We start from the raw sequence: 25,603 nt of genomic DNA on the forward strand, positions 1-25,603 counted from the left end.
TAACTCCTATCTCCCATATATCGACGACTACTGTTTATAGCACTCCTACTACATAATTGCCAAGGTGTACGAGAACCTGCAGGTGAGGGGTTCTCCGGCGGCAGACGAGGCGCACGCGCACCGCCGAGACGGCGGCGCGCTTGCCGGGGCCGTGCTGCTCGGCCATCATCGCCGCAGCGAGACCGCCCCCAGCCCGCCGCCGCAAGGAGACCCCCGATGCCGACGCGTCGCGGAGCGCCGGGCGGCCCGTCCGCTTCAGCCCTGCCCGCGGCGAACGCAGACCAGCCGAGCCCGGCGCCGCCGGGGTCCTGCCGACCCACCCGGCGGTCAGGGACCGACTCCCAGAAGAAAGGTGAGGACGCATGGACTTCGCCGCGCTCGACGCCTTCCAGCGCGACCCCTACCCCCACTACGCCAGGGCCCGCCGAGAGCCCGGGCTCACCTTCGTCCCCGAGCTGGACGCGTGGCTGGTGGCGCGCTTCGCAGACGTCCGCGAGGCGCTGGCCCGCCCCGACGACTTCTCCTCGGCGGGAGCGCTGCGCCCCGACGCCGTCCCCGGGCCCGAGGCGCGGGCGGCTTTGGCCGAGGGCGCCGGAGCCGGCGGCGTGGTCCTCTCCTCCGACGGACCGGCGCACCGCCGCTACCGCGCGCCGCACACGCGCGGCCTCTCGGCGGCCCGCGTCGACGCGGCAGAGGAGTTCATCCGCGAGCGCACCGCCCGGCTCGTGGACGGCCTCGCCGCCGACGGGGGCGCCGACCTGGTGGAGCGGCTCGCACGACGGCTGCCCGGCGAGGTGATCGGGCACCTGATGGGCCTGGACCCCGGCGACGTCCCGGCGGTCGTGCGCGGCGGCTACCTCGCGACCGACCTGGCGTTTCGCCCTTTGGACACCGGCGGCCAGGTCGCGGCCGCGGAGGAGATCGCACGGCTGCAGCGCCGGATGGAGGATTACGTGCGCAGCCGCCACGCCGAGCCCCGCGACGACCTCATCACGGCCTTCGTCCAGGCGCTGGCTCCCGGTGCGCAGGAGCTCACCCGCGAGCAGAGCGGCGAGTGCGTCTCGTCGCTGCAGAACCTGCTGCTGGCCGGGCACCTGACCACCAGTGCGCTGATGGCCTCGATGCTGCTGCACCTGCTGCGCCGGCGCGAGCAGTGGGAGGCGCTGTGCGAGGACCCCGGGCTGATCCCCGACGCGGTCGAGGAGTGCGCCCGCTTCGACTCCCCCATCCAGGGGTTCCGCCGCCGAGCCGTGCGCGAGACGGTCCTGGGCGGTACGGCGCTGCCGGAGGGCGCCGTCCTGTTCGTCTCCTTCGGTGCGGCCAACCGCGACCCCGCGCAGTTCGCCCGGCCCGACCGCCTCGACATCACCCGGAGCCCGCAGCGCCACCTGGGGTTCGGGCACGGCGTCCACGCCTGCCCGGGCGCGCGCCTGGCCCGCGCGCAGCTGAGCGCGGTCCTGCACGAGCTGACCCGGCGGCTGCCCGGGGCGCGAATCGATCCCCACGCGCGGATCAGCATGCTGCCCACCATGATCCACCGCTCCCCCGAGCGCCTGGACGTGCGGTGGTGAGCGGAGCGCCCGGCGCATGAGGGCCGGGCGTTGCGGAGGACGGCCGCGATCGTCGCCGCACGTGCCCGGCACCCCGGAAACCGCGTGGGCGCGCATGCTGAACCGGTCGCGGCGGCGCACGACCCGCGCGGCGCGGTGCGTCAGCGCGCCGCCGGCGCCACCGGGCGCGGCCCCGGCGTCCGCTCGCCCGATCCGGGCGCGCGTAAGCACGACGGCGGCGCCCCCGCGAGCGCCTCGCCACCCGTGCGCGACCCGCAACCGGGACCGCCCGCCGGGCGACCGCCGATCGGCGGCGGTACCTCAGGCCGACGCCGCGTCGCCGTAGCGGGACCGGGCGCGCTCGCGGGCGCGGGCGGCGTCCTCCTCGCGCGAGCGCGGCGGTGCGGTGGTGGTCAGCGACCCCAGCAGCTCGCCGGTGGCGGCGGCCACCGCCTCGACGGCGCGGTCGAACGCCGCGCGGTTGGCGGCCGAGGGGTGCGTACTGCCGCTGATCTTGCGGACGTACTGCAGCGCGGCCTCGCGGACCTCGTCCTCGGTGGCGGGCGGTTCGTAGTTGTACAGGCGGTGGATGTTGCGGCACATGCCTCCACGCTACGCCGCGCCGCCGACATTCGCCGCTTGTGGCGAGGCGGCCGCTCCGGCGCGCCCGCCTCGCCGCGACGGGGTGCCGGAGCAGGTCAGGCCGCCTGCGGCGCCACCCGCTCGGCCAGGTCGTCCCGGCGGGCGACGCGCACCAGGCCCGCGCAGAGGGAGGCCAGTTCGTCGCCGCCGACCAGCTCGGCCAGCGCGCCGCCGTCGTCGGGCAGCCCGACGCGGGCGGCGCCCTTGCGGACGAGCTTGTCGACGTAGGGCCGCAGCCACGGCCACACGTGCTGCACCTCGCGGCAGAAGATGTCGGAGCCCGTGGGCCCCACCCCCTTGAACTCCTGCAGCGCCTTGGCCAGGCGGGTGCGGCTGCCCTCCGCCTCCTCGGCGATCCGGCGCAGGTCGCCGCCGTAGCGCTCACGTGCGAGTTCGGCGCAGTCGCCCAGCCTCGTCGCGGTGCTCTCGTCGTAGCGGACGTAGCTGCCGCGCCCCAGCGCGTCCACGCGCTGCTGCCAGGTGAGCCGGGCCATGCCGTCGGGCGTGGTGCCGCCCGCCTCGTTCAGCTCCCGCGCGGCGGCCGCGGCGATGTCGGCCGAAATGCGCGCCGAGGCCAGGTTGGCCAGTACCAGCAGCTGCCACAGCGGCGCCGGCCGGTCCGCCAGGCGGATACCGGCCTCGCGGGCCATCGTGCCCCCGGCCTCGCTGATCACCTGTCGTGCGATGTCCTTCTCGCGTTTGGCGGCCATGGCGGCCTCCTCCTTGACGTCGGTGCCCTGCGGCCTCCGGCGGCCCGGCCGGGCGGCGCCGGATCGCTCAGTTGCCCACGGTGAAGCGCTCGTCGGGGTGCCGGGGCGACTCGATCTCGTCGACGAGCGCCACGGCGTAGTCCTCGGCGCTGATGCGGCTGGTGCCCTGGGCGTCGGCGACCAGCCGGTGGGTGTCGGTGCGGTAGCCGCCGGTGCGCTCGCCCGGCTCGACGACCGCCGGCGGACTGATGTTGGTCCAGCCGACGTCGGTGACGCCGCGCAGGAACTCCAGGGCCTCGCCGTGGGCGTGCATGGTCGCCAGGACGTCCTCGGGCAGCCCGGGGGTGTCCCACACCCGCTTGCCCGGGGCGGCCTCCAGGCTTCCCGCGCCGCCGACCATGATGAACCGGGGCCGGTCCTCCAGATTGCGCAGCGCCTCGACGATCGTGCGGGCCGCGGGCTCGACGACGCTGCGGTGGCCGTCGCCGCCCACGGCGCTGACCAGGACGTCCTGGCCGCGCGCCGCCGCGGTCACGTCGCCCGGGTCGAGCACGTCGGCGGTCGCGACGGCGAGCCGCTCGCCCTTGTGCGGCAGGCGCGTGCGGTCGCGTGCCAGCGCGGTGACCCCGTGGCCGCGTGCGAGGGCCTCGTCGACCACGCGGGATCCGATCATCCCGCTCGCTCCGAAAACGGCGATGTTGGCCATGGCGGGCCTGCCTTTCGTCATCGGCGCCCGCGGCGGGGCCCGGCGCGGACGCGGACCGGGCGCCGCGCCGGGCCCCTGCGCGTGCGGGCGGAACTCCCTCGTCGTTGCTCGCGCTGGTTCCGCTACCCGGCACCGTCGCCGGTAGCCGTCCGGACCGCGGAGGCCGCACCGGCCGCGGCTACCCTCCCCCGGCCCGGCCCAGACCTGTTCGCGGCGGCCCGATCCGGCCGGTGCGGCACCGTCCGGGCGCGGGCCCGGCGGGAAGGACGACTGCGCGAAACCCCGACAGGACGGAAAGGGCGGACGATGGTCCAGATCATCGGTGCGGGGCTGCCCCGCACCGGAACCAGCTCGATGAAGGCGGCGCTGGAGCAGCTCGGCTACGGTCCCTGCTACCACATGTTCGAGCTGCTCTCCCATCCCGGGCACCTCTCCCGGTGGCAGCACGCGCTCGAGGCCGAGCCGGTCGACTGGGACTCCGTCGTGCGGGGGTACCGGGCGGGCGTGGACTGGCCGTTCTCCCACTTCTGGCGCGAGCTCGCGGCGGCCTACCCCCGGGCGAAGGTGGTGCTGACCGACCGCGACCCGCGCCGCTGGTACGCGAGCATGTCCGCGACGATCTTCCGGATGGCCGAGGGGATGCTCGCGGGGACCTCCGCCGGCCCGCGGGAGGCGGAGCTCTTTGAGATCCTGCACCCGATTTGGAGCTCGCTCTTCGGCGAGGCGGCCGGCGTCCCCGGTCGGGAGCAGGCGCTCGCGGCGTTCGAGCGGCACCGCGCCGAGGTCGTCGAGGCGGTGCCCGCCGAGCGGCTGCTGGTCTACCGCCTCGGCCAGGGCTGGGGGCCGCTGTGCGGGTTCCTGGGCGCCGACGAGCCCGCCACCCCGTTCCCCCACCTCAACGAGACCGGGGTGATGCACCGGGTGATGGGCGAGGTCCGGGCGGGCGGGGACGTGGCGCCGCCCTTCGGCTGAGGGCGGCGCACGCGCCCGCAGTCCCCGGCTCGGCGGGACCGGGCGCTCAGTCCAGGTGCGCGCGGATCCGGCGGACGTGCTCGGGTGTGGTGCGGCAGCACCCGCCGATCAGCCGCGCGCCGGCGCGCCGCCATTCCCGGGCCGCCGCGCCGAACGCCGCGGGGTCCCGGGCGCCGCGCCAGGTGCGGGCGCCGGCATCCCAGATCTCGCCGGAGTTGGGGTAGGCGACCGCGGGCACGCCCCGGACCCCGCTGACCAGCTCGGGGATGTGGCGCGGCGCGGTGCAGTTGGCGCCGACGGCCACCACCTGGTCGTGTCCGGCCAGCAGGGCGGCGCATTCGGCCAGCGGCGTGCCGTCGCTGATGCGCTCGCCGTCGCGGCAGCTGAAGCTGAACCACGCGCGCACACCGGGGGTCTCCGCCAGCAGCCGGACGAGGGCCTGCGCCTCGGTGCAGGAGGGCAGGGTCTCGCAGGCGAGCAGGTCGGCGCCGCTTTCGGCGAGCAGGTGCCAGCGTTCGCGGTGCCAGTCGGCCAGCGCGTCGGCGGTGCCCGCCCGCGGGCCGTAGTCGCCGGTGTACTCCGATCCGTCGGCACGGGCGGCGCCGTAGGGCCCGACGGAGGCCGCGACGATCCCGCCTCCGGCCTCGTCGCGGGCCTGGGCGGCCACCTCCACCGAGCGGGCGATCAGGGCGCGGGCCTCGCCGCGGCTCAGCCCGCGGGCGGTGAACCCGGGGACCGAGGCCTGGTAGGACGCGGTGATGGCGACGTCGGCTCCGGCCGCGAAGAAGTCGCGGTGGGCGCGGCGGAGGACGGCGGGGTCGTCGTGCAGCAGCCGCGCCGACCACAGCTCGTCGCGCAGGTCGCAGCCGAGGTCCTCCAGCCGCGTGGCCAGTCCGCCGTCGAGCACGAGCGTCCGCTCGCCGGGCAGGGCGTCCATACCGCCAGCGTATGCGGCGTCGAGCGGTCCGGCCGCGGCCAACCGGTCCTCCGCGGTCGGACCGTCCACGGGCGCCCGCGCCGCCGCTCAGCCGGCGTCCGCGCCCCACTGGGGCCGGTGCAGGCCGTGCAGGCCGGCGTAGTCGGCCCGTCGCGGCGGCGACCAGCCGTCGAGCAGCTCCTCCGGCGGGCGCAGCACCTCCACGGCCAGCGGGCGGCACACCTGGAGCGGGTCGCCGGCGTTCGGGCCCCACAGGTCCACCGACAGGTCGCCGCCGGGGCAGGTCGACAGCGCCATCAGCAGGTCGGTCTCGGCGAAGAACGCGATGTGGTCGCCCGCCCGCGCGGGGCTGGCCTTCATGAAGTACCGGTCCTCGTCGTTGAGCCCGGTGCACTGGAAGACGTTGAGGACGTCGTGCACGTCGAACTCGGTGAGCCCGTAGGGCATGACCGCGCGGGTGAGGTTGGAGTGGCAGTGGAAGTCGAAGTCCCCGCCGGTGAGCATCCGGTTGACGTAGGGGTCGCAGCGGGTGCCCAGCAGGTCGTGGACGCGGCCGCCGTCGGCGTCGGTGCCGTGGTCGGCGAGGGTGTCGGCGGTGACGGTGGCCAGCGGCCGCAGGAAGGGCAGCGTGGACCACAGGCGGTCGTAGGTGGTGATGTGGGCGGCCTGCAGCTGCCGGGTGCGCGAGGCCCACAGGCGCTCGCGGGGGTCGTGCCGGTTCCAGATGTTCAGATCGCCCACCTGGGGGCCTTCAGGGGTGCTGATCCGGCACAGGTGGCCGGCGGGCACCTCCCAGGCGCGGCCGGAGCGGATGGGCAGGGTGAACGACTCCGCGGTCGCGCACTCGGCGGCGGCCAACCGCGCGTAGAAGGCGCGGTCCACGTCGAGGGCCCCTCCGGGGCCGGACCCCTGGTAGGCGGCGGGCGGTGATGCCATCGTCGTTCTCCCTTCGGATCGGCTCGGTTCCGGACGCCGTGCGCTGCGACCAGCGGTTACCATGCGGCGGCATAGCGTATACCGCCGAGCAGGTGGGCGCGGAAGCCCGGGTCGTCGTAGGCGGACGCGGGGTGGCCCAGGGCCGTGTAGAAGGAGCGCCCCGCGCCGACGCCGCGGCACCAGGCGACGGGGTGGCCCGGGCCCATGCCCCCGCCCTGGTAGCTGGCCTCGTCGACGGCGAGCAGGACCCGCACGTCCGCGCGCGGGTCGCGGTCGAAGTCGTACCACTCGTCGGTGAGCGTCCAGGTCGCGCCCAGGTGGGCGGTGGCGGGGTGGTCGCCGTCCTCGACGCGCACCCGCGCGGGCTGGACCTCGGGGTGGCGGGTGAAGCGGGCGCCGACGAGCTCGGCGTAGAAAGGCCAGTCGCGCTCGGCGGTGGAGGCCGCGTGGACGCCGCAGAAGCCGCCGCCGGAGCAGACGTAGTCGGCCAGTGCGGTCCGTCCGGTCTCGTCCAGGACGCCGCCGGAGGGGCTGAGGAACACCACGGCGCTGTAGCCGTGCAACCGGTGGCAGGCGGCGGGGTCCTCGGAGGCGTCGACCGCGAACCCGCGGCTCCGGCCGAGCTCCTCGACCGCGCGGATTCCGGCAGGTATGGAGTCGTGGCGGTATCCGGCGGTGCGGCTGAACACGAGTACTCGTTCCATGTGTCCACACGCTACTCGCGGGCGGTCACGGCCCCGCGGGGCGGGCACGCGGCGCCCGGCGGCGCCGTTGCGGGGCGGGGCGGGGCGTGGTGCACTCGGGGGTGCGCGGCAAAGGCCGCGGTGCGTGGCGGATCCGGGGAGGCGCCGTGCTGGTCGCTCAGGCGGGATGGGTGCGCAGCCGCCGCTCGTCGGCGGTGGGCAACTGCGTGGAGGCGGCGTTCACCGGGGACTCGGTGCGGGTGCGGGACTCGGCGACGCCGAATCCGCCGCAGCTGGAGTTCGCGCCCGGCGCATGGGCGGAGTTCGTGCGCTGGAGCGCCGCCGCCGCGCCGGTCGAGGGCGGCTGAGCGGGCTCCCGGCGGCGCCGGTTCAGCCCTGCGCGCCGCCGGCGGCGCGGGCGCCGTCGAACAGGGCGCGCATCTCGGCGAGCTCGGGGTGGTCGGCGCCGAGCCGGTGCTCGCTGCGGCGCAGCGCGTCGGCGAAGCCCTCCTCGGCGGGCCCGGCCTCGCCCCGCTCCATCCGGCTGACGGCGAGGTAGAGCCGCGCGAGGGTGACGGCGGGCTCCTCGGTCCCCTCTTGCGCACCGGACTCGGCGATGACGCGCCGGAGGCCCTCTTCGGCCGCGGCGTGCCGGCCCTGGCGCAGCCGTGCGTAGCAGAGGTTGACGCGCGCGAACAGCACGCCCGGAGAAGCGGCGGCCCGGTCGCTCGCGCGGTGGGCGAGCACGGTCTCCAGCTCGGCGGCGGCGGTCTCCCAATCGTGCCTGCGCAGGGCGACGGTGGCGAGTTGGTGGCGCTCCTCGTCGGTATCCGGCGCGTCGGGGCCCAGCGCGCGGGTGCGGGCGGCGAGCAGGTCGCGGAACAGGCTGTCGGCCTCGTCGAGGCGGCCGAGGGCGATGAGGGCGTCGCCGCGGTGGTGCAGGGCCCGCAGGCCGACCGGGTGGTCGGCCCCGAGGGCGCCGGCGGCGCGCCGGGCGAGTCCGGCCAGCTCCGCCGCAGCGCCGGAGGCGTCGCCCCGCTGGAGGCGCCGGCGGGCGATGCCGACCTCGGCGCCGATGGTGTCGGGGTGGTCCGGGCCCAGGGCGGCCGAGCACACCTCGACCAGGGCGCGGTGGGCGGCCCGCTCCAGCGCGGGGTCGCGGTCGCGCTGGTGGTCGAGGAGGAGTGCGGCCGTGCGGGCGACGGGCGCGGCGCGGTCGCCGAGCCCCTCGCGGGTGGTCTCGCCGATCAGCGGGTGGATGCGCAGGGCGCGCTCGCCGCCGACGGACGTCAGGGCCGCCAGGCCGTGGACGGCCAGCGCGTTGAGCGCGGCGGCCAGCGCGGTCTCGTCGAGGTGTTCGTTGTGCGGCTCGCCGCCGCTGCCCCAGTCGCCACCGCGCAGCAGGGACAGGGGCAGGCGCCGCAGCGGGACCTCCAGGCCGTCGGCGCCCAGGACGGACAGCAGCCGCAGCAGACCAGGGGCGTGCGGCGCGGTGTCCAGCAGCTCCATGGAGGCCTCCCAGACGCCGGCGAGTGTGCTGCGGCGGGGCCGGCGGCCCGGGTGGGTGAGGGGGCGCGAGAGGCGGTCCACGCGCAGCACCGAGGCCGAGAGGTGTTCCCCCAGCGCGCCGAGGTCGGCGAAGAGTGCGGGGTGGGAGGCCGCGGCGCCGCCGGCCAGGGTGAGGGCCAGGGGGATGCCGCCGAGGCGGTCGGCGAGGCCGCGGGCGCCCGCGGCGCCGACCGGGCCGGCCCGGTCGGCCAGCACGGCGGCGGCGTCGTCCGGTGCGAGCTCGCCGACCTCGCGGATCAGGGCGGGCTCCCACAGGGCGGGGTCGCCGATGCGGGTGGTGACGACGACGCCTCCGCGGGGGCTGGTGCGCAGCCAGCCCAGGCCCTCGCCGGGCCGGTGGTCGGGGTCGAGTTCGTCGGGGCGGTCGGCGTTGTCCAGCACGAGCAGCCAGGGGCGCGGCGCGGCGTCCAGGTGCCGCCAGGCCCAGCGGGCGGCGCGCCGCGGCGAGGACGCGAGCCGGTCGGCCTCGGCGCGGGAGCCGCCGGCCTCGACGGCCGCCTCCAGCAGGGCGGGGGCGACGGTGCCCGCCCGGACCCAGAACACGTCGCGGCCGCGGTCGGCGGCGCGCCGGGCGAGAGCGGCGGCGACGGCGGACTTGCCGATACCGCCCGGCCCGGTGAGCACGGCAGGGCGGTCCGCGCCTTCGGCCGCGGCGGTTTCGAGCTCGGCGAGCAGGTCGTCGCGCCCGCGCAGGGGCTCGGGCGGGCGGGGGGCGTCGAGGCTGACGTCGGGGGGCGCTTCAGCGGGAGCGGGCGGGTGCAGATGGATCCCGCCGTGGATGTCGCGGGCCTGCAGCAGGGTGCCGTGCACGGCTGCGAGCGCTGCCGTGTTGTGGTGCGGCTGCCGGGGCGCGGGGGTCTCGGGCGTGGGTTCGGGCACCGGGCGGCGCCTCAGGCGGTGCGGTCGGCGGCGCCGGGGCCGGCGGCGGGCCCGTCTCCGGTGCCGGCGAGGTGGGTGACCAGGGCGTCGGCGACCAGCCGGGTGACGGCGGCCATGTCGACGGCGTCGGGGTCCAGCAGCCACTGGACCTGGAGGCCGTCCATGACCGCGAGGATCGCCGCGGCGGCCTCGCGGGTGGGGCGGGCGGCCTCGGGCACGCCGTCGGCGGCGGGGACGGCGGCGCCGGGGTCCAGCCGGTCCACGACGGCCGCTTCGACGTCGGCGCGCAGCTCGGCGTAGCGGTGGCGGAACCAGTCCTGGGCGGGATGGCCCTCGGTGACGCTCTCGGCGGAGAGGACGGCGTAGAGCCGGGTCGTGCCGGGCCGGGCGGCGTTGCGCTCGGCGGTGTCGACCAGGTGGTCCAGGAACCGCCGGCCCTTGGGCGGCGGGTCGGCGCTGTCGCGCAGTTCCAGCACGGCGGTGAGCAGGTCGGTCTTGGACCCGAAGTGGTGCAGCACCCCGGCGGGCGTGATGCCCAGCGTGGCGGCGATGTCGGCGAGCGAGGCGTTGTGGAAGCCCTGCGAGGCGAAGACGTCGGCGGCGGCCCGCAGGATCTCCTCGCGCCGGTTGACCCGCTTGCCCGGCGTGTTGCCCGGCGTGGCCGCCGGGGTCTGCTGCGCCGGCTCGCTCATGCTGCTCAACTCCTGGTCTTCGCACGCGGGGGACCTGCTGGGGCGGCCCGAGCGGGTGGAGGGCCCGGGTTCACGCTATCCGAGTGTTTCACGGGAGTCTTGCTTAATGAATGTTCAGTAAGTAAGGTCCGGGCGGTAGAGACGTACATCACAAGGCAAGGACACATGGACCACGACCTGCTCGCCCGCGTGGCCGCGCTCAGCCTCCAGGACAAGGTCGCCCTGCTGACGGGCCGCACCGCATGGGTCCTGCACGGCGCCCCGGCGGCCGGCCTGCTGCCCGTCACCCTCTCCGACGGGCCCGCGGGCGTGCGGGGCGGCGAACGCACCGAGGCCGACCACTCCGCGAGCCTGACCAGCCCCACCGGGATCGCCGCGGCCTGGGACGAGGACCTGATGGAGCGGGTGGGCCGGTTCTTCGCCGCCGAGGCGCGGCGCCAGGGGGTGGACGCGGTCCTGGCGCCCGTGGTCAACCTCCAGCGCTCCCCCGCAGGCGGCCGCCACTTCGAGTGCTTCTCCGAGGACCCTCTGCTGACCGGGCGCATGGGCGCCGCCTTCGTCCGCGCGCTGCAGGGCGAGGGCGTGGGCGCGTGCGTGAAGCACTTCATCGGCAACGAGACCGAGTACCGGCGCACCTCCTACCTCGCCCGCCTCGACGAGCGCACCCTGCGCGAGGTCTACCTGCCGCCGTTCGAGGACGCGGTGTGCGGGGCCGGCGCGTGGATGGTGATGGCGGCCTACAACGGCGCCGACGACGGCACCGAGGCCGCGCCGATGACCGCACACCGCCGCCTGCTCACCGGGCTGCTCAAGGGCGAGCTGGGCTTCGACGGGGTCGTGGTCAGCGACTGGTCGGCCGCCACGACCACCGCCGAGTCCGCCGCGGCGGGGCTCGACCTGGTGATGCCCGGGCCGCTGGGGCCCTGGCGCGACGCGCTCGTCGCGGCCGTGCGCGCGGGCGAGGTCGCCGAGTCGTCCCGAGGTGATGCGGTTCAGCGTCGACGGGCGCATCGTGCAGAAGACCACGCGCCAGAAGCTGGAGTCCACCCGCGGCCAGTGGGTCTTCGACGGCGACCAGTACGTGATCTTCAACCTGGCGCTGGGCGGGGCCTATCCTGCGGGCCACAACCAGGTCGAGGAGCCCTACTGGGGGCTGCCGCAGTCCAGCGTGGACCGCATCGCCCAGGGCGGCGTGCGCGCCGAGGTCGACTGGGTCGAGGTGGAGCAGAAGACCTGAGGCGGCGCCGAGGACGGCATCGGCACCGTGGCCGGGGCGGGTTCCCGCGGGGGCCCGCCCCGGCTGCGTGTCGCCGCGGCCTACTCCCCGGAGCCGTCGAGGGTGTCCAGCCAGGCGCGCACGGACGCGTTGTGCTCGCCGAGGCGGGGCGGCGGGCGGTGGTCGGGCGGTGTTTCGGAGGCGGGGTCGCCGGCGTCGGCGAAGCGCACGGCGGACCCCGGCAGTTCGATGGGGCCCAGCACCGGGTGCTCCACCTCGGCCACCAGGCCCTGGGAGCGCACCTGGTCCCACTCATAGACCTGGTCGAGGGTGCGCACGGCGCCGCAGGGGATGCCGATGGCGCCGATGCGCCCCAGCCAGGTGTCGCGGGGGGCGGTGGCGAGCACGGCCTCGACGGCCTCGTTGAGCTGCGGGCGGTTGGCTACCCGGGAGGCGTTGTCGGCGAAGCGGGGGTCGGAGGCGTCGATACCCAGCAGCCCGGCGAACTTCGACCACTGGCCCTGGCTGGCGACCGCGACCTGCAGCATGCCGTCGGCGCAGGTGTAGGCGCCGTAGGGGGCGATCGAGGGGTGGTGGTTGCCGATCGCCCGGGGCACCTCCCCGCCCACGGTCCAGCGGGTGCCCTGAAAGGCGTGCACGCCCACGATGGAGGACAGCAGCGAGGTGCGCACCACGCGGCCGCGGCCGGTGCGCTCGCGCTCGTAGAGGGCGCTGAGCACGCCGTAGGCGCCGTTCATCCCGGCCAGGAGGTCGCCGATGGGCACACCCACCTTGGTGGGCTCCTCGGGCCCGGGGCCGGTGAGGCTCATCAGCCCGGCCTCGCCCTGGGCGATCTGGTCGTAGCCGGCGCGCCCGCCTTCAGGCCCGTCGTGGCCGAAGCCGCTGATGGAGCACAGCACCAGGCGCGGGTTGAGCTCGGCCAGGCGCTCGGCGGAGAACCCGAGGCGGTCGAGCACGCCGGGGCGGAAGTTCTCCACCAGCACGTCGGCGGCGCGCACCAGGCGGGTGAGCACCGAGGCGCCGTCCTCGGACTTCAGGTCCAGCTCGACCGACTCCTTGTTGCGGTTGCAGGAGAGGAAGTAGGTGCTGATCCGCTCGTCCTCGGGCCCGGCGAAGGGAGGCCCCCAGCCGCGGGTGTCGTCGCCGGTCGCGGGCTGCTCGACCTTGATCACGCGCGCGCCGAGGTCGCCCAGCAGCATGGCGGCGTGCGGCCCGGCCAGGGCCCGCGACAGGTCGACCACCACGATTCCGCTCAACGGCCCCTGGGATGTGCTCACTCGCTCCGCCACAGGACGGGCCCCCTTCGACTGCTCCGCGCCGGTCGCGCCGCCGCGTGGTGTCCGGTGTTGTCTGGTCATTGTGCCGACGCGCTGTGCGCGTGATCACAGCGGGGCCCCCGGCGAGGCGCCGGGCCGACCGGGCGCGGCTCAGCCGGGCAGGCCCAGGCGGCGGTAGCGGGCGTGGCGGCACGCCAGGCGCCGGTCGGGGTCGGCGCGCAGCAGTGCGGCGAGCTCGTGGCGCAGCGCGGCGCCCATCCGGGCGCAGAACGCCGCGGGTTCGTCGGCGGCGTCGGGGCGCTCGGCCACGACGCGGTCGACGATGCCGTTCGCGCGCAGCCGCGCCGTGCTCACCCCCTGCCGTTCGGCGAGTTCGGGGGCGCGATCGGTGGTGCGGTGCACGATGGCGCTCGCGCCCTCCGGCGGCAGCGGCGACAGCCAGGCGTGCTGCGCGCCGACGACGCGGTCGGCCGGTACCAGGGCCAGCGCCCCTCCCCCGGTGCCCTGGCCCATGAGCACGGCCAGGGTGGGCGCGCGCAGGGTGACCAGCTCCGCCAGGCAGCGGGAGATCTGCCCGGCCAGGCCCTGCTCCTCGGCCTCGCGGGAGAGCGCGGCGCCGGGCGTGTCGATGACGGTGACCAGCGGAAGGTCCAGTTCCTCGGCGATGCGCATGCCGCGGCGGGCCTCGCGCAGCGCGGCCGGGCCGAGGGGGTGGTCGCTGGTCTGCCGGGAGCGGTCCTGGCCCAGCAGGACGCACGGCGCACCGCCGAAGCGGGCCAGGGCCAGCAGCAGGCCGGGGTCGGCCTCGCCCTCGCCGGTGCCCTTGAGGGGGACGACGTCGCCGGCCGCGCGCCGCAGCAGCTCGCGCACGCCGGGGCGGTCGGGGCGCCGGGAGCGGGTGATCGACTCCCAGGCGGGCACCTCGGCGGTCGGCTCCTCGGGGACCGCGGGCTCCTCGGGCAGCGCGCCGGCGCGGGCGAGCAGCACGTTGAGGGTGCGGTCGGCGGTGCCGGGCAGGTCGTCGGCGCCGAGCACGGCGTCGACGAGGCCGCGGCGGTGGAGGTTCTCCGCCGACTGCACGCCCTCGGGGAAGGGCCGGTCGTAGAGCTGCTCGTAGACGCGGGGGCCGAGGAAGCCGATCAGCGCGCCCGGTTCGGCGACGGTGACGTGGCCCTGGGAGCCCCAGGAGGCCAGGACGCCGCCCGTGGTGGGGTGGCGCAGGTAGACGAGGAAGGGCAGGCCGGCCGCCTTGTGCGCCGCGACGGCGGCGGAGATCTTTACCATGGTCAGGAACGCGACGGTGCCCTCCTGCATGCGGGTGCCCCCGGAGGCGGGTGCGGCCAGCAGCGGGAGGCGCTCGGCGGTGGCGCGTTCGACCGCGGATGTCAGCCGCTCGGCCGCGGCGACCCCGATCGAGCCGGCGAGGAAGTCGAACTCGCAGGCCACGACGGCGACGCGGCGACCGCGCAGCAGGCCCTCGCCGGTGACCACGGCCTCGTCGCAGCCGCTGCGCTCGCGGGCCCGGGCCAACTCGGCGGCGTAGCCGGGGTCGGGCGCGACGTCCAGCGGCGGCCCGTCCCAGGAGCGGAACGAGCCGGCGTCCAGTGTCGCCTCCAGCAGCTCGTGCGCGCCGTACCCGCGGCCCATGGCACCTCCGTCGGCAGTCGCGGCCGGTCGCCGCCCCGGCCGCGCACGGCCGGGTGATCGACTCTAGCCGCGGCCCGTCCGAGGCGTCAGCGGCGGGAGGCGGCGCGGCGGCCCGGCGCCCCCAATTCCCCTATTGCCCGGTAGGAAAAACGGGGTTAATATCCCACTGAGCCTATAGGGAAAATCTGGTTCCTCACCGGGAAGCGGCACGGCATGCAGACACTCGTCATCTTCGCCCTCGTCGGGCTGCTGGCCCAACTCGTCGACGGCAGCCTGGGGATGGCCTACGGCGTCACCTCCACCACCCTGATGCTGGCCGCGGGCACCACGCCCGCGGCCGCCTCGGCGACGGTGCACCTGGCCGAGATCGGCACCACCCTGGCCTCGGGCGCCGCGCACTGGCGGCTGGGCAACGTCGACTGGCGGGTGGTCCGTCGCATCGCCCTGCCCGGGGCGATCGGCGCGTTCGCCGGGGCGACCTTCCTCAGCGGGCTGTCCACCGCGGCCGCGGCGCCGCTCATGTCGGTCGTGCTGCTGGTGCTGGGCGCCTATGTGCTCGTGCGATTCACGCTCTGGCCGCTCTCGCGCGCCCGGCTGGGCACGCCGGTCCGACGGCGCCTCCTGGTGCCGCTGGGCCTGGCCGGCGGGTTCCTCGACGCCACCGGCGGTGGCGGCTGGGGGCCGGTGGGCACGCCGGCGCTGCTGGCCGGCGGGCGCATCGAGCCCCGCAAGGTGATCGGCTCGATCGACACCAGCGAGTTCATCGTCGCCCTCGCCGCCAGCGCCGGGTTTTTCGTCGGGCTCGGCGGTGCGGGGATCAACCCCCTCTGGGCGGGCGGCCTGCTGATCGGCGGCGTCGTGGCGGCCCCCGTCGCGGCGTGGATCGTGCGGCGGGTGCCGCCGCGGGTGCTCGGCTCGGCCGTAGGCGGCCTCATCGTGCTGACCAACACCCGCAGCCTGCTGGAGGCGGTGTGGCCCGAGGCGGCGCCGGGCGCCCTCACCGCGGTCTACGTCGCACTGGCCGCGGCCTGGGCGGCGGCGGTCGCCTGGTCGGTGCGTGCGCACCTGGCCGAGCGCGCTCCCGAAGGCGCCCCGGCGCCCGGCTCCCCGGCGGACGCCGCCGGCGGGCCCGGCCGCGCCCGGGCCGGCGCGGCCGAGTAGCGGCGCGCGTCCGGGCCGGGCCCGATGCCGTTCTAAGCACCGGCGGCGGCCCTCAGCCCAGCAGCTCCTGTGCCGTGTCCGCGTCGGTGACCAGAGTCGATATCAGCCCGCTGCGCAGCACCACGCCGATGGCCTCGGTCTTGCCGGGGCCGCCGGCCACCGCGATCACATCGGGCACGCGCGCGAGCTGGGCGTCGGTGATGGCCAGTACCCGCTCGTCGAGCTCGCTGTGCACCCGGGTCCCCTCGGAGTCGAACAGCTGCGCGGAGATCTCGGCGCGCACGCCCCTTTCGCGCAGCTCCTCGCGGGGGCCGGGATCCAGGCACGAGTACACCGTGGAGCTCTGCTCGTCCCAGCCGCCGATGGAGACCACCGCCTTGGTCAGCCGGTCGAAGCGGGCCAGCGCCCCCGCGATGCCCGGGTCGGAGCGCAGCGCGCGGGCGGTGGTCGCATCGGGCAGGATCAGCGGCGCGTAGATGGGATAGGCGGAGCCGCCGGAGAGCTGGGCCGCCCGCCGCACCGACTCGACCGATCCCTCGCTGGCGTCCTCGCCGTAGGTGCGGTGCGAGACCACGCCGCCCAGCTGCACCGTCGTGCAGTGGGCCAGCCGGGTCAGCTCGGCGCCGACGGCGTTGACCGTGCGCCCCCAGGCGAACCCGAGCACGTCGTCGTCCTCGACGATCTCGGCCAGCAGGTCGGCGGCCACCGCGCCGAGCTGGCGGTGGGTCTCGGCCGGGTCCTCGGAGCCGTCGACGACGATGGCGCGCTCCAGCCCGAAGGCCGCGCGCAACCGGTCGGAGAGGTCGGGGTCGATCCGGGCGGGCACCCGGATGGAGATCCGCACGATCCCGCTCTCCCGCGCGGTGTCGAGTGCGCGGGCGACTTTGAAGCGACTCACGCCGAACTCCTCGGCGATCTCCACCTTCGAGCGCCCGTCCAGGTAGAACCGGCGCGCGACGGTGGAGACCAGCACCAGTTCGGCGGGCCCCTTGAACGGTGATTTCCGCTGCTGGGGCGCCGCGGCGCCGCCCTCGCCCTCGGTGCTCGCCACCCTGCTCACCTGATCACTACTCCGCTCATTCGTTAAGCATACGTTGACACGGCATTTCGGATGGGTTTTGAATGTCCTTCATCACATGAGCATCGTAACGCTCAGGTGAGCGAGACAACCATCGGTGTGCCGGATCACGCACACCCACCGTCCGTGAACGAGGAGCGGCAGTGCGCGCAGCGATCATCGAACGTCCGGGAAGCGTCACCGTGGGGGAACGGCCCGATCCGACTCCCGCGGCCGACGGCGTGGTGCTGCGTGTGGGAGCCTGCGGCATCTGCGGCACCGACCTGCACATCGCCGACGGCGAGTTCCCGCCCAGCCCCTACCCGCTGGTGCCCGGCCACGAGTTCGCCGGCGAAGTGGTGGCCGTGGGCCCGCAGGCCCCGGGCGGGCTGCGCGAGGGCGACCGGGTGGCCGTGGACCCCTCCCTGTTCTGCGGGTACTGCGAGTACTGCCGGGCCGGGCGCGGCAACCTGTGCGCCAACTGGGGCGCCATCGGCGACACCGTCGACGGCGCCTTCGCCGAGTACGTGGCGGCCCCCGCCGTCAACTGCCACCGCCTGCCCGAGCACGTCGGCGACCGCGAGGCCGCGCTGATCGAGCCGCTGTCATGCGCCGTGCACGGCGTGCGACGCATCGGCGTGCACACCGGAGAGCGCTTCCTTCTGCTCGGCGCGGGCACCATGGGCCTGCTGCTGCAGCAGCTCCTGCAGCAGGGCGGCGCGCAGGTCACCGTCGTCGACCGCAACACCGAGCGGCTGAAGCTGGCCAAGGCGCTGGGCGCCGCCGCCACCGCCGCGGACACCGCCGACCTCGGCGACGAGCGCTTCGACGCCGCGGCCGACGCCACCGGCGCTCCCGCGGCGATCGAGGCCGCGTTCTGGGCGCTGCGCCGCGGCGGGCGCCTGCTGGTCTTCGGCGTGGCGCCGGACGACGCCCGCGTCTCGCTGTCGCCGTTTCGCATGTACAACGACGAGATCACCGTGGTCGGCTCCATGGCCGTGCTGCACAGCTACGGCGCCGCGCTGGACCTGCTGGCCGCGGGCCGGGTGCGCACGGACGAGCTGCTCACCCACGCCCTGCCGCTGGCCGAGTTCCCGGGGGCACTCGACCTGATGCGCTCGGGAGCCGGTGTGAAGGTGCAGGTCCTGCCCACCGCCTCGGCCTGACGAGACGGAGTTTCGACCGTGGAGAAGGAGAACCCGTTGCCGAGCACGAAACGCCGCCCCGGGCGGCTCGCGGCACTGGGCGCCGCAGGCGCCGCAGTGTCACTGGTATCGGGCTGCGCGGGCGCGGGTGCCGTCGCCGCGGGCGGCGACGGCACCACGCTGGTCGTGGCCATCGTGTCCAACCCCCAGATGGAGGACGCCATCTCGCTGCGCGCGGACTTCGCGCGCGAGCACCCCGACGTCAACCTGCGCTTCGTCACGCTGCCGGAGAACGAGGCCCGCGCCAAGATCACCACCTCCATCGCCGCCGGCGGCGGCGAGTTCGACGCGGTGATGATCAGCAACTACGAGACCCGCATGTGGGCCGAGAACGGGTGGCTGGCCAACCTGCAGCCGCACATCGACGCCACCGAGGGCTACGACGACGAGGACTTCCTGGAGCCGATCCGCGAGGACCTCTCCTACCAGGGCGACATGTACTCGGTGCCCTTCTACGGCGAGTCGTCGTTCCTGGCCTACCGCAAGGACCTGTTCGAGAAGGCCGGCGTCGAGATGCCGGAGAACCCCACCTGGTCGGAGGTCGCCGACCTGGCGGCGGAGCTCGACGGCGTCGAGGAGGGCGTCGCCGGGATCTGCCTGCGCGGCCTGCCCGGCTGGGGCGAGGTGCTCGCGCCCTTCAACAGCATGCTCAACACCTTCGGCGGGCGCTGGTACGACCGCGACTGGAACGCCCAGCTCACCTCGCCCGAGTTCCGCCGCACCGCGGAATTCTACGTGGACCTGGTGCGCGAGCACGGCCAGCCCGGCGCGGCCAACAGCGGGTTCGGCGACTGCCTGACCCACTACAGCCAGGGCAACGCCGCCATGTGGTACGACGCGACGGCCATGGTCAGCACCGTGGAGGACCCCGAGTCCAGCAAGGTCGTCGGCAAGAGCGGGTACGCCCCCGCGCCCGTGCAGAAGACCGGCTACGGCGGCTGGCTCTACACCTGGTCGCTGGCCATCCCCGCCTCCTCGCAGCACAAGGACGCCGCCTGGGACTTCCTGTCCTGGATGACCGACAAGGAGTACATCCGCATGGTCGGCGAGGAGTACGGCTGGCAGCGCGTTCCGCCGGGCAGCCGGGTCTCGACCTTCGAGAACCCCGAGTACCAGGAGGCCGCGTCGGCCTACGCCGAACCGATGCGCGAAGGCATCGAGAACGCCGACCCCAAGAACCCGGGCACCCGGCCCGTGCCCTACACCGGCATCGGGTTCCTGGCCATCCCCGAGTTCCAGGACTTGGGCACGCGGGTGAGCCAGCAGCTCAGCGCGGCGATCGCCGGGCAGATCAGCGTCGACGAGGCGCTGGCGCAGAGCCAGCAGTACGCGCAGTCGGTCGGCGACAGCTACAAGGAGGCACAGTGAGCATTCCACGACGCCGCCGGCGGGCGGCGCGCACCGTCCGGGGGAGGCTGCCGCGATGAGCGCGACCGCCACCGCCCCCGCCCCTCAGCGGCCCGTGCCCGCCGCCCGGTCCGCCAAGCGCGCCGAGCGCGCCCGCGGCTGGTCGCTGCGCGCCCCGCTGCTGCCGGCGCTGATCTTCACGATCCTGGTCACCCAGCTGCCGTTCCTGTTCACCATCTTCTACTCGCTGCAGTCGTGGAACCTCGTGCGCCCCGGGTCGCGGAGCTTCACGGGCCTGGCCAACTACGCCGCGGTACTGACCGACGCGCAGTTCCTCGGCGCGGCGCTGAACACCGTCGTCATCACCGCCGCGTGCGTACTGATCTCGATGGCGGTCGGCATCGGCCTCGCGATGCTGCTGGACCGCAAGTTCGCGGGCCGCGGCGTGGTGCGAACCCTGCTGATCACGCCGTTCCTGATCATCCCGGTGGCGACCGCGCTGCTGTGGAAGACCACCATGTTCGACCCGGTCTTCGGGCTGGTCGGGTTCGTGCTCACGCCCTTCGGGCTCGGCGACGTCGACTGGGTGTCGCAGTTCCCGGTGGTGTCGGTGGTCACCGCACTGGTGTGGCAGTGGAGCCCCTTCATGATGCTGCTGGTGCTGGCCGGGCTGCAGAGCCAGGGCGGCGACGTCATCGAGGCGGGCCAGGTCGACGGCGCGAGCAAGTGGCAGATGTTCACCAACATCACGCTGCCGCACCTGCGGCGCTACATCGAGCTGGGCGTGCTGCTGGGGTCGATCTACGTGGTCAACACCTTCGACACGATCTACATGATGACCCAGGGCGGGCCCGGTACCGCCAGCGCGAACCTGCCGTTCTACATCTACCAGCGGACCTTCCTCGGGTTCGACATCGGCCAGTCGGCGGCGATGGGCGTCGTCGTGGTGATCGGCACCATCGCCGTGGCGATGCTCGCGCTGCGGCTGATCTTCCGCACGTTCATGTCCGATCAGGAGGCGAACTCGTGACCGCCACCGCCCCCGCACCCCGATCCAGCGCGGCCGCCGCACCGAACCCGCGCCCGGCGGCGGCGCGCGCCCGGCGGCGCGGCGGCGTCGGCGGAGCCGCGCTGACGACGCTGACCTGGGCCATCGCCCTGGTGTTCGTCTCACCGGCCCTGTGGCTGGTGCTGACCTCCTTCAAGAGCGAGGCCATCGCCCAGACCGATCCCCCGACGCTGTTCTTCCAGCCGACGCTGGACCAGATCGCCGGCGTCATCGACTCCGACTTCCTGCCGTACCTGGCCAACTCGCTGATCGCGACCCTGGCCTCCACGGCGCTGGTGCTGCTGCTGGGCACGCCCGCCGCCTACGCGCTGTCGATCCGCCCGGTCAAGCGCACCAAGGACGTGCTGTTCTTCTTCATCTCCACCAAGATGCTGCCGGTGGTGGCCGTGATCGTGCCGATCTACGTCGCCGCGGCCGAGGTCGCCATGCTGGACAGCATCTGGACGCTGGTGGTGCTCTACACCGCGATGAACCTGCCGATCGCGGTGTGGATGATGCGCTCGTTCTTCCTGGAGGTCCCCTCGGGCGTGGTCGAGGCCGCGCGGATGGAGGGCGCGAGCCTGCCGCGGGTGCTGTGGTCGGTGATGCTGCCGATCATGGCCCCCGGTGTCGCCGCGACGGCGCTGATCTGCATGATCTTCTCCTGGAACGAGTTCTTCTTCGCGGTGAACCTGACGGCCTCGCAGGCCGCCACCGTGCCGGTGTTCCTGGTCGGGTTCATCACCAGTGAAGGGCTCTACTGGGCGCAGTTGGCGGCCGCGGCCACCCTGGCGTCGCTGCCGATCGTGATCATCGGCTGGATGGCCCAGCGCCAGCTCGTGCGCGGTCTGTCCATGGGCGCGGTCAAGTAGGCCGGGCCCCATCACAGGGGACGGGGCGGCCGGGAGCCGCGGCCGGTTGCGGGGCCGCGGCGCACCCGGCCGCCCCGCTGTGTCTCCGCGACCGCGGGCCGGGCAGAATGGCGCCGGACGCGACACCGAGCCGCCGCCGGAAGGGACCGCCGCATGGGGTTGAGGATCGGACTGCTGGGCACGGGCTACTGGGCACGCGAGACGCAGGGCGCGGCGCTGGCCGCCCACCCCGGCGCCGAGTTCGTCGGCGTGTGGGGACGCAGCGCCGAGCGGACGCGGGCCCTGGCCGACCGCTACGGCGTGGCCGCCTACTCCGACTCCGAGGCCCTCTTCGCCGACGTCGACGCCGTGGCGATCGCGCTGCCGCCGGACGTGCAGGCCGAGGCCGCGCTGCGTGCCGCGCGGGCAGGCCGCCACCTGCTGCTGGACAAGCCGGTGGCCTTCACCACCGAGGCCTCCGGCGCCGTCGCGGCCGAGGCCGGGCGCCGGGGGCTGGCGAGCGTCGTCTTCTTCACCATGCGCTTCTCGCCGGGCGTCGAGGACTTCCTGCGCGAGACCGCCGCGGCCGGGCGCTGGGACGGCGCCCAGGGGGTGATGCTGGCGTCGGCGCTCAGCACGGACAGCCCCTATGCCGAGTCGCCGTGGCGCCGGGAGCGCGGCGGCCTGTGGGACATCGGCCCGCACGCCCTGTCGGTGCTGCTGCCGGTGATGGGGCCGGTCGGGGAGGTCACCGCCGTGGCGGGGCCGCGCAGGACCACCCACCTGCTGCTGGGCCACCGCGGCGGAGGCGTCAGCTCGCTGGCGCTCACCCTGGAGGCCCCGCCCGCGGGGGGCCGCAAGGAGTTCCTCTTCCACGGCGAGAACGGCGTGGCGCACCTTCCCGAGGCCGAGCTGGGCCCGGTGCCCGCGTTCTCCGCGGCGATCGATCGGCTGCTGGCCGCCGCCGAGCAGGGCCCGGACGCCCCCGCCGACCCCTGCGGCATCGGATTCGGCCACGAGGTGGTCGCGGTGCTGGAGGCGGCGGCGCTCGCGCTCGAACGGCGGGCGACGGTGCCGGTCGGCGCGTCCGGGAGCTGACACCGCGCAGGCGGCGTCGGCGCGTCGGGTGCCGGATCGCGGCGTTGAGTGCGCAGATACGCCGGCATACCCGCACCCACAGGCCCTCGGCGGTGCGCGCGGCGTGGCGTTCCGGCCCGGGCTGGTTCTTCAACGTCCGGATGATCGCCTCGATGCTCCGGCGCAGTCAGTCCGGGAAGTACCGTGGGTCGGCCCGCGCTTCTTCTCCGACTCCCGAGCCGGGCGCACGACGGTGTGGCCCGACCCCTTCGCCGGCGCCGGCGAAGGTTGCACACGATCGGGACCGGCCCCGGTGCGGCCCGCTGGACGTGGAGCAGGTGCGGGGCCTGCTTGCGCTGCTCGGTCACATCGCTGGTGGCAGGCGGCGGAGCGGGCGGCCCCCGAGCGCGCCGGCGCGGCCCGGGGCCTCGGTCAGTACGGCGGGCGCCGCGCCGAGCGGCGCAGCATATCCACCATGGCCGGCACCGGTGCCGGCGGCCGGCGCCGGTGCACGATGGAGATCTCGCGCTCCAGCGCCGTGCCGCCGGGCGGCGCCGCCACCCAGCCGCCGCCGGGCGCGGCGTCCAGGATCATCCGCGGCACCAGGCCGATGCCCACGCCCGCACGGATCAGCGCCAGCATCACCTCGTAGTCGCGGGTCTCATAGGCGACCTGCAGGCGCACCCCCTCGTCGGCGGCCGCCGCCTCAAGCGCGACGCGGTTGGAGATGCCGGGCGCGCCGCAGATCCATTCCTGGTCGGTCAGATCGGCCAGGCGCGGCGCGGTGCCTGCCGCCGGGTGGCCTTCGGGCAGCACCAGCAGCAGCGGGTCGACCAGGATGCGCTCGCGGTGCAGCCCGGTCGAGGCGGGAGGCTGCACCCCCGGGTAGCGGTGCGTGATGAGCAGGTCGAGCTCGCCGGAGGTCACCAGCCCGTAGCCGTCGGGCGGCTCGACGTCCGACAGCGACAGCCGCACCTGCGGGTGGGCCTGCCCGAACGCGGCCAGCGCGCCCGGCACCAGCAGCCGGCCCGCGCTGGCGAAGGCGCCCAGCGAGAGCCGCACCTGCGCCTCGCCGGCGGCGGCGCGCACCGCCGCCTCGGCGTCGCGCAGCTCGCCGACGACCCGCTCCCCGTAGGCCAGCAGCACCCGGCCCGCGCGGGTGAGCCGGACTCCGGTCCGCGAGCGCTCCACCAGTGCGCACCCCAGCTCCCGCTCCAGCTTGGTGAGCTGCTGGGACAGCGCGGGCGCGGTGAAGGACATGCGCTCGGCGGCCGCGGCGATGGAGCCCGCGTGGGCGACCTCGACCAGCACGCGCACCCGGTCGGCGTCCAGCACCGGACCACCCCCTGCCCCCGGAACCAAAGCCGTGCTTAATCATCGTAAGCAACCGCAACTTCAACTTAAGCACGCGACAGGGCAGTGTGGAGGCATGACAGCCACGACCTCCCTGCCCACCGCCGCCGACGTCGCCGCGGCGGCCGAGCGCATCGCACCCTATGCGCGGCGCACGCCGGTACTGAGCACGCGCGTGGACGGGCGCCCGCTCTCCCTGAAGCTGGAGCACCTGCAGATCACCGGCGCCTTCAAGCTCCGGGGCGCGCTCAACGCGATGCTGGCCGCCGGCGCACCGGAGCGGGTGGTGACCGCCTCGGGCGGCAACCACGGCCTCGGTGTGGCGGCCGCTGCACGGATGCTGGGCGCCGAGGCGCTGGTGTACGTGCCCGAGACCGTTCCCGAGGCCAAGGCGCGCCGCCTGGAGGCCTCCGGCGCGGAGCTGGTCCGCACCGGCGCCCACTACGCCGAGGCGGCCGAGGCGGCGCGCGCCCGCGCCGGCGCCGAAGGGCTGCGCTACCTGCACGCCTACGACGACCCTGACGTGGTCGCCGGCCAGGGCACCATCGGCCACGAGATCGCCGTCGACGCGCCCGAGTGCGACAGCGTCGCGGTGGCCGTGGGAGGCGCCGGCCTGGTGGCGGGCGTTCGCCTGGGCGCGGCCGGCCTCCGCGTGACCGGCGTCGAGCCCGAGGGCTGCCGCAGCCTGCACGCCGCGCTGGCAGCGGGCGAGCCGGTGGACACGCCCGTCGACTCGGTCGCCTCCTCGGCGCTGGGCGCGGCGCGGGTGGGCGACGTGCCCTTCGCCGTGCTGGGCGCGCACCCCGTGGGCACCGCACTGGTGACCGACGCCGAGATCACCGCGGCGCGCGACCGGCTGTGGGAGGAGTTCCGCATCGCCGCCGAGCCCGCCGCCGCCGTCCCCTTCGCCGCGTGGCTGGCCGACCGACTCCCCGGCGAGCACACCTGCCTGGTGGTCTGCGGCGCCAACGCCTCCTGGACTCCCGAGGGGTAGGCCGCCCCGCCTCCTCGCCGCCCCCGCCGCCGCGCAGGGGCACCGGGCGCCCGGCGGTGCGGGCGGCGGCGCACCGCCGCCCGCGGCGGAGGCCGACCCGCCCTCCGGCGGTGCGGGAGACGGGGTCCGCCCGCACCGGCCGCTCCGGCCTCCGATAACCTGACCGCGTCGGGGACCGCCGGGCGTACGCAGGGGCGGGGGACGCGTCGGATCGGGCGGTGCGCCGCGCCCGCGCTCGGAGGGGGCATCGTGCTCTACGACACCGCGCGCACCGTCGGCTCACGGGTGGGCCGCGTGCTCTACCGGCCGACCATCGAAGGCCTGGAGCACATCCCCGCCTCCGGCCCGGTCATCCTGGCCGCCAACCACCTCTCCTTCTGCGACAGCGTCGTCATTCCACTGGCGGTGCCGCGCCGCATCCGGTTCCTGGCCAAGGCCGAGTACTTCTCGGGCACCGGCGTGCGGGGCCGGATGTCGCGGGCGGCCTTCACCTCGCTGGGCGCCGTCCCGGTGGAGCGCGGCAGGAGCGGCGGCGCGCTGGAGGCGCTGGAGATCGGGCTGCGCTGGCTCAAGGACGGCGGAGTGTTCTCGATCTACCCGGAAGGCACCCGCTCGCCCGACGGGCGGCTCTACCGCGGCCGCACCGGCGTGGCCCACCTCGCGCTGACCTCGGGTGCACCCGTCGTACCGGTGGGGCTGGCCGGCACCGAGCGCGTCCAGCCGATCGGCGCCCGCCTTCCCCGCATCGCGCCCGTCACCGTGCGCTTCGGGGCGCCGCTGGACTTCTCCGCGGGCTACGGCGACCTCAGGACCGGGCGGGCGCGCCGGCTCGTCACCGACGAGGTCATGGCCGCCGTCCAGCGGCTGACCGGCCAGGAGGGGGCCGGGACCTACAACGACCGCGCGGCCGGGGAGTGACCCCATTGCGTCTTCCCGGCACCGCCCGGAGGCGGCCGCGCACCCCGCCGCCCGCACCCGCCCTTGCGCCCCCGCACGGTTCCCGCCTACCGCACGGAAACGCCTGACCTCCGCGGCGTACGGCGACCCCCTGAAGTCGCGCCGCGCGGTGCGAG

Annotated in this window: 24 protein-coding genes and 2 pseudogenes; 13 read left to right on the forward strand and 13 right to left on the reverse strand. The window is 75.4% G+C overall.

The genetic code is table 11. The features are described from left to right. Window positions 1-362 precede the first annotated feature (362 nt). Complete coding sequence (locus tag ABD284_RS13265) at window positions 363-1,571, forward strand: cytochrome P450 (RefSeq protein ID WP_344143213.1); 1,209 nt, start codon at window positions 363-365, stop codon at window positions 1,569-1,571. A gap of 300 nt (window positions 1,572-1,871) precedes the next feature. On the opposite strand, the gene ABD284_RS13270 is transcribed toward ABD284_RS13265, so the two are convergent. The 3 genes from ABD284_RS13270 to ABD284_RS13280 form a co-directional block, all read right to left on the reverse strand. Beyond that, a complete protein-coding gene (locus ABD284_RS13270) occupies window positions 1,872-2,153 on the reverse strand; it encodes a DUF2277 domain-containing protein (RefSeq protein WP_344143215.1) in 282 nt (93 codons plus the stop codon). 95 nt (window positions 2,154-2,248) lie between these two features. Then, window positions 2,249-2,902 carry an endonuclease gene (locus ABD284_RS13275; protein WP_344143217.1) on the reverse strand — a complete coding sequence of 218 codons (654 nt, stop codon included), beginning with the start codon at window positions 2,900-2,902 and terminating at the stop codon, window positions 2,249-2,251. 67 nt (window positions 2,903-2,969) lie between these two features. Then, complete coding sequence (locus ABD284_RS13280) at window positions 2,970-3,608, reverse strand: NAD(P)-dependent oxidoreductase (protein WP_344143218.1); 639 nt, start codon at window positions 3,606-3,608, stop codon at window positions 2,970-2,972. A gap of 306 nt (window positions 3,609-3,914) precedes the next feature. Between ABD284_RS13280 and ABD284_RS13285 the strand changes: the two genes are divergently transcribed. After that, the gene (locus ABD284_RS13285; RefSeq protein WP_344143220.1) at window positions 3,915-4,580 is read left to right on the forward strand and encodes a sulfotransferase family protein; all 666 of its coding nucleotides are present in this window, start codon (window positions 3,915-3,917) and stop codon (window positions 4,578-4,580) included. A 46-nt stretch (window positions 4,581-4,626) separates the two neighbouring features. On the opposite strand, the gene mmuM is transcribed toward ABD284_RS13285, so the two are convergent. The 3 genes from mmuM to ABD284_RS13300 form a co-directional block, all read right to left on the reverse strand. Continuing rightward, window positions 4,627-5,517, reverse strand: a complete 891-nt coding sequence (gene mmuM / locus ABD284_RS13290) for a homocysteine S-methyltransferase (RefSeq protein ID WP_344143222.1) — start codon at window positions 5,515-5,517, stop codon at window positions 4,627-4,629. A gap of 87 nt (window positions 5,518-5,604) precedes the next feature. Beyond that, the gene (locus ABD284_RS13295; protein WP_344143223.1) at window positions 5,605-6,453 is read right to left on the reverse strand and encodes an urea carboxylase-associated family protein; all 849 of its coding nucleotides are present in this window, start codon (window positions 6,451-6,453) and stop codon (window positions 5,605-5,607) included. A 56-nt stretch (window positions 6,454-6,509) separates the two neighbouring features. Then, a complete protein-coding gene (locus ABD284_RS13300) occupies window positions 6,510-7,157 on the reverse strand; it encodes a ThuA domain-containing protein (protein WP_344143224.1) in 648 nt (215 codons plus the stop codon). A gap of 146 nt (window positions 7,158-7,303) precedes the next feature. Here ABD284_RS13300 and ABD284_RS13305 point away from each other — a divergent pair, with 146 nt between their 5' ends. Beyond that, window positions 7,304-7,504: a DUF397 domain-containing protein gene (locus ABD284_RS13305; protein WP_344143225.1), complete on the forward strand. Its 201-nt coding sequence runs from the start codon at window positions 7,304-7,306 to the stop codon at window positions 7,502-7,504. Window positions 7,505-7,526: 22 nt separating this feature from the next. On the opposite strand, the gene ABD284_RS13310 is transcribed toward ABD284_RS13305, so the two are convergent. Then, a complete protein-coding gene (locus ABD284_RS13310) occupies window positions 7,527-9,584 on the reverse strand; it encodes a tetratricopeptide repeat protein (RefSeq protein WP_344143226.1) in 2,058 nt (685 codons plus the stop codon). Between the two features lie 11 nt (window positions 9,585-9,595). Then, entirely contained in the window at window positions 9,596-10,276 is a 681-nt protein-coding gene (locus ABD284_RS13315; RefSeq protein ID WP_344143227.1) for a TetR/AcrR family transcriptional regulator, read from the reverse strand. 165 nt (window positions 10,277-10,441) lie between these two features. Here ABD284_RS13315 and ABD284_RS13320 point away from each other — a divergent pair. Together ABD284_RS13320 and ABD284_RS13325 are read left to right on the forward strand one after the other, a co-directional pair. Then, window positions 10,442-11,215 (forward strand): annotated as a pseudogene (locus ABD284_RS13320) (glycoside hydrolase family 3 protein); the annotation flags it as partial. 73 nt (window positions 11,216-11,288) lie between these two features. Next, window positions 11,289-11,513 (forward strand): hypothetical protein, encoded by a 225-nt coding sequence (locus ABD284_RS13325; RefSeq protein WP_344143228.1) that lies wholly within the window; start codon window positions 11,289-11,291, stop codon window positions 11,511-11,513. Between the two features lie 80 nt (window positions 11,514-11,593). On the opposite strand, the gene ABD284_RS13330 is transcribed toward ABD284_RS13325, so the two are convergent. Both ABD284_RS13330 and ABD284_RS13335 read right to left on the reverse strand, forming a co-directional pair. Continuing rightward, a complete protein-coding gene (locus ABD284_RS13330; protein ID WP_344143229.1) occupies window positions 11,594-12,790 on the reverse strand; it encodes a CaiB/BaiF CoA transferase family protein in 1,197 nt (398 codons plus the stop codon). Between the two features lie 150 nt (window positions 12,791-12,940). Next, window positions 12,941-14,437, reverse strand: a complete 1,497-nt coding sequence (locus ABD284_RS13335; RefSeq protein ID WP_344143231.1) for a carboxyl transferase domain-containing protein — start codon at window positions 14,435-14,437, stop codon at window positions 12,941-12,943. Window positions 14,438-14,650: 213 nt separating this feature from the next. Here ABD284_RS13335 and ABD284_RS13340 point away from each other — a divergent pair, with 213 nt between their 5' ends. Beyond that, window positions 14,651-15,598, forward strand: coding sequence for a sulfite exporter TauE/SafE family protein (locus tag ABD284_RS13340; RefSeq protein WP_344143232.1), 948 nt, complete (start codon window positions 14,651-14,653; stop codon window positions 15,596-15,598). A gap of 52 nt (window positions 15,599-15,650) precedes the next feature. Here the strand turns inward: ABD284_RS13340 and ABD284_RS13345 are convergent, their stop codons facing one another. After that, window positions 15,651-16,574 carry a sugar-binding transcriptional regulator gene (locus ABD284_RS13345; RefSeq protein ID WP_344143273.1) on the reverse strand — a complete coding sequence of 308 codons (924 nt, stop codon included), beginning with the start codon at window positions 16,572-16,574 and terminating at the stop codon, window positions 15,651-15,653. A 245-nt stretch (window positions 16,575-16,819) separates the two neighbouring features. Between ABD284_RS13345 and ABD284_RS13350 the strand changes: the two genes are divergently transcribed. The 5 genes from ABD284_RS13350 (at window position 16,820) to ABD284_RS13370 (ending at window position 22,204) form a co-directional block, all read left to right on the forward strand. Next, window positions 16,820-17,821 (forward strand): alcohol dehydrogenase catalytic domain-containing protein, encoded by a 1,002-nt coding sequence (locus ABD284_RS13350; protein ID WP_344143234.1) that lies wholly within the window; start codon window positions 16,820-16,822, stop codon window positions 17,819-17,821. Between the two features lie 36 nt (window positions 17,822-17,857). After that, window positions 17,858-19,228 carry an ABC transporter substrate-binding protein gene (locus ABD284_RS13355; RefSeq protein WP_386699691.1) on the forward strand — a complete coding sequence of 457 codons (1,371 nt, stop codon included), beginning with the start codon at window positions 17,858-17,860 and terminating at the stop codon, window positions 19,226-19,228. A 55-nt stretch (window positions 19,229-19,283) separates the two neighbouring features. Next, complete coding sequence (locus ABD284_RS13360; RefSeq protein WP_344143235.1) at window positions 19,284-20,237, forward strand: carbohydrate ABC transporter permease; 954 nt, start codon at window positions 19,284-19,286, stop codon at window positions 20,235-20,237. Beyond that, the gene (locus ABD284_RS13365) at window positions 20,234-21,127 is read left to right on the forward strand and encodes a carbohydrate ABC transporter permease (protein WP_344143236.1); all 894 of its coding nucleotides are present in this window, start codon (window positions 20,234-20,236) and stop codon (window positions 21,125-21,127) included. The genes ABD284_RS13360 and ABD284_RS13365 overlap by 4 nt, the downstream gene beginning before the upstream one ends. 153 nt (window positions 21,128-21,280) lie before the next feature. Next, a complete protein-coding gene (locus ABD284_RS13370; protein ID WP_344143237.1) occupies window positions 21,281-22,204 on the forward strand; it encodes a Gfo/Idh/MocA family protein in 924 nt (307 codons plus the stop codon). Between the two features lie 28 nt (window positions 22,205-22,232). On the opposite strand, the pseudogene ABD284_RS25790 reads toward ABD284_RS13370, so the two are convergent. Further along, window positions 22,233-22,391 (reverse strand): annotated as a pseudogene (locus ABD284_RS25790) (IS982 family transposase); the annotation flags it as partial. 224 nt (window positions 22,392-22,615) lie between these two features. After that, entirely contained in the window at window positions 22,616-23,518 is a 903-nt protein-coding gene (locus tag ABD284_RS13375) for a LysR substrate-binding domain-containing protein (protein ID WP_344143239.1), read from the reverse strand. A gap of 94 nt (window positions 23,519-23,612) precedes the next feature. On the opposite strand from ABD284_RS13375, the gene ABD284_RS13380 reads away from it, so the two are divergent. Next, a complete protein-coding gene (locus ABD284_RS13380; protein WP_344143240.1) occupies window positions 23,613-24,530 on the forward strand; it encodes a threonine/serine dehydratase in 918 nt (305 codons plus the stop codon). A gap of 249 nt (window positions 24,531-24,779) precedes the next feature. Then, window positions 24,780-25,448 carry a lysophospholipid acyltransferase family protein gene (locus ABD284_RS13385; protein ID WP_344143241.1) on the forward strand — a complete coding sequence of 223 codons (669 nt, stop codon included), beginning with the start codon at window positions 24,780-24,782 and terminating at the stop codon, window positions 25,446-25,448. Window positions 25,449-25,603: the final 155 nt, after the last annotated feature.

Origin of the sequence: Streptomonospora arabica, from assembly GCF_039531585.1 — a bacterium.
Lineage (GTDB): Bacteria > Actinomycetota > Actinomycetes > Streptosporangiales > Streptosporangiaceae > Streptomonospora > Streptomonospora halophila.